The 2,858-nt window shown below is 52.0% G+C and carries 4 protein-coding genes and 1 pseudogene; 4 read left to right on the plus strand and 1 reads right to left on the minus strand.

Annotation, left to right across the window (positions count from 1 at the left end; genetic code table 11):
- Nucleotides 1-30: 30 nt before the first annotated feature.
- Nucleotides 31-411: a site-specific integrase gene (locus G3480_RS25915; protein ID WP_164657093.1), complete on the minus strand. Its 381-nt coding sequence runs from the start codon at nucleotides 409-411 to the stop codon at nucleotides 31-33.
- Between the two features lie 11 nt (nucleotides 412-422).
- Here G3480_RS25915 and G3480_RS25920 point away from each other — a divergent pair, with 11 nt between their 5' ends.
- The 4 genes and pseudogenes from G3480_RS25920 to G3480_RS25935 all read left to right on the plus strand — a co-directional run bounded on the left by G3480_RS25920 (nucleotide 423) and on the right by G3480_RS25935 (nucleotide 2,543).
- Complete coding sequence (locus G3480_RS25920) at nucleotides 423-716, plus strand: hypothetical protein (protein ID WP_164657094.1); 294 nt, start codon at nucleotides 423-425, stop codon at nucleotides 714-716.
- A 79-nt stretch (nucleotides 717-795) separates the two neighbouring features.
- Nucleotides 796-1,017: pseudogene (locus tag G3480_RS25925) on the plus strand (IS66 family transposase); the annotation flags it as partial.
- Between the two features lie 43 nt (nucleotides 1,018-1,060).
- Nucleotides 1,061-1,513 (plus strand): hypothetical protein, encoded by a 453-nt coding sequence (locus G3480_RS25930; protein WP_164657096.1) that lies wholly within the window; start codon nucleotides 1,061-1,063, stop codon nucleotides 1,511-1,513.
- Between the two features lie 505 nt (nucleotides 1,514-2,018).
- The gene (locus G3480_RS25935) at nucleotides 2,019-2,543 is read left to right on the plus strand and encodes a hypothetical protein (RefSeq protein WP_164657097.1); all 525 of its coding nucleotides are present in this window, start codon (nucleotides 2,019-2,021) and stop codon (nucleotides 2,541-2,543) included.
- The last annotated feature ends 315 nt before the right edge of the window (nucleotides 2,544-2,858 follow it).

Raw genomic sequence — 2,858 nt, forward strand, 5'->3', positions numbered from 1 at the left:
CCGATGACTTCGGCGTACACTACTCCACCGTCAGTCGAGCCGTGCGCCGGCTTGAAAACGGGATTGAATCGCCAGTGGACCTACCCTCCAAGCCGACCAGCGCTTGATTGCAAGACCTGACCCCGACGTCCCCAACCCGGCGGCATACACTTTCACGGTGGCAACGGCATGCTGCTGGCTGAGCGTAAGCAGGTAGCGGCGGATTGCGAGCGCATCCAGGTCGGCGGCCTTTTCGGGCAGCTGCATGGCGTCGATAAGACCGCGCACACTGACCGCGTAAGCGGCGATCGAGTGGTCGCTGAGGCCTTGCTGGGACTGCAGATGCTCAAGGTAGCTTTGGCGCAGCGCGTCCGCCCTCGATCGTTCCATCGGGCGTGGCGGCAGAACCTTGGCCTCACGCAGGTAGGCCACGAACGCCCGCAATGCGCAGCGATGGTTGTAAAGACGGCGATGGGGCAAGAAAGGAAGGCGTCGATACAGGGATCGAGGTCGTCAAGCTTACACAGCTGAATGCTCGCACCACGGGTCCACTGAAGGAAAGCCGTGATTCGGCGCGCCTTATCGCGTCGCGTTTTCTCGGCGTACCCGGCTTGAGCGAGGGAGACAAGGAAGGCGGCCAGGTGGTGATCAAGATCGGGCTCACAGAAACGCCCAGAGGCAAAGTGCTGCTCGGACATCGCGTCTCTCCACTGATCTGGCGGTGTTGCCAGACCTGAAAGCCGACGGCATTATGCCGAACAGGTAAAGCCGAAAAGGTGGGAGTGATGCGAGACGCAGCGTGTCATGCGGCATTATGAAGCCGAGCGGGCGCTGCGCCATTGGGTGATCGCCCGACGCATCATGATGGGCACGCACTGCGAGGCCGGGTCACGCACCTTCACCTTGCTGGCCAGCGTGATCGAAACCTGTCGCAAGCGCGACCATGTGCCTTGGCCCTATCTGGCCGGTGTGATCGCTGAGCGCCGCGCCGGTCGCGAGGCCGCTCCGCTGCCGGCTCCGATGCAGGGTCTTCTCTGAACGGCTACGTCTACTCAAGTGTTATACAAGAGGAAATAAGAACATGAGCTTTAGAAGATTCAGTGCTTCCGTGACCACAGTCTTTATTGGTGCATTGTCTTTGCAAGCCTTCTCGGTCGACTTAAGCGGCTGCGATCAAAATGAATTGGATATTCTAATGGAGCAGGTCAAAAGAGGCAATTGGACTACTGATCAAGTAGCTTCCCATTGTCGGCCAGCTTCTGGTTCTGATTCTGGTTCTGGTTCTTCTGCAAGGCATGCAGTTGGGAAATGGAGCTGGTTTAATGGTGGATATGTGACTTTAACTTCTGATGGTAACATTAATAGAAATGACACAAAAAATGTAGGCACGTATAGTTGCAATAACAACAGTGTGTGCACGTTGACATGGTATGGCGGAAAATACATTGATACCATGAAAATTTCTGAAGATGGTAATGGGTTGAAAGGGACAAATCAAAACGGTACAGTAGTGTCAGGGCGGAGAGTAAAATAGGCACAATGCGAATTTGAATTATAGATATTTCACCTGTCACTCGACTTTGGCCATTTTGGCAGTCTCCCAGAGAGCTAACTCTTGAAGTATCGTGAGGGCTGAAAATTCGAGGGGGTCGGGAGGCACGAACGCCGAAACTGGACCCCTCGTTAATTTTTTCACGCACCGTAAACTACTGATAAATAAAGAGATTGCCAGCCGGGAAAAATGGCCAAAGTCGAGCTGTCATAGAGACGCTAGAATCTTCTTTAAAATTTAGAGTGATTTAAAATCAGTCATTTACGTTAATGAAGCGCTCCCGGTGCCCTCATTTTAAATGAAACATCCATACAAGCAATTTAGTAGGGGTACTTAGTGTATCCGCATTGCACAGGTTGAGTGCTCACCCTCAACAACCGCCAACCGAGCTAGGCAGAATCTACCGGCATCCAGATAGGCAGAATCCATCTATCTCACCGGACCGACGCTCTGTCTATTCGAGTGTTATACGAGAGGAGATGCAAAGATGAGTCTTAGTAAACCGAATGTTTTTGCGACTGTAATTTTCTTTGGCACTTTATCATTTCCAGTATTGGCAGCAGACCTAAGTGGGTGTGACCAAGAAGAACTGGACATATTGATGCAGCAGGTAAAAAGAGGTTACTGGACCATCGATGAAGTGGTTTCACATTGTCAACCTGGGTATGTCGGCAGGAGAAATAGATCAAGCTGTAAATCTTTTGCTGGCTCATGGCACTCGGATGAATATAACGAGACGGTGAACTTGGAACAAACCGGTGAGGAGCTACACGGCACTTGTGATACTCGCGGCTTTACTCATAGCATGAAAGGAATTGTTACTGGTAATACGGCGACTTATAATACCACGCGAACGAATAAGCATGACGGATGTACCACAGTGATGTATGGTAATGCTGAGCTAATTGATAATTGCTCCAAGCTGAAACGGGTCGTCAACAAGACCGATGGCAATTGTGATCTTAGTACATCTTTCGGGAACGTAGTGATCTACGAATTAGACCGGCGATGAACATGACGTCCTCCGACTCCAGGGCCTTGGTCATCAACCCGGCCATCCATTAGCAGACCTTGTGTAGTCAGGGCTTCTAAACCCCGACCAGAGCGGGATGCGTAATTTTAGGCGGCACCGTTCTCGAAAAAACTACGTTTCTCGGCCTGGACGCGGTTTAGCCCTGATTTCGTCAGGCCAAGATGGCCTGACTACGCAGCCTGCCGTCACGTGGCACCGGGTGGCCGCGGGCGCTTACGAGCAAATTGGGGTCAGGTCTTGCAATCCCGCACCGTTAACCTATGCTCTACCCCATGTCCAGACCTCTACGCATTG

The organism is Thiorhodococcus mannitoliphagus, assembly GCF_010915725.1.
Taxonomy (GTDB): Bacteria; Pseudomonadota; Gammaproteobacteria; order Chromatiales; family Chromatiaceae; genus Thiorhodococcus; species Thiorhodococcus mannitoliphagus.

Bases quoted from the DNA above. Each gene is read 5' to 3' on its own strand.
- G3480_RS25920 (WP_164657094.1), top strand. From the start codon at position 423: ATGCGCAGCGATGGTTGTAAAGACGGCGATGGGGCAAGAAAGGAAGGC.
- G3480_RS25930 (WP_164657096.1), top strand. From the start codon at position 1,061: ATGAGCTTTAGAAGATTCAGTGCTTCCGTGACCACAGTCTTTATTGGT.
- G3480_RS25935 (WP_164657097.1), top strand. From the start codon at position 2,019: ATGAGTCTTAGTAAACCGAATGTTTTTGCGACTGTAATTTTCTTTGGC.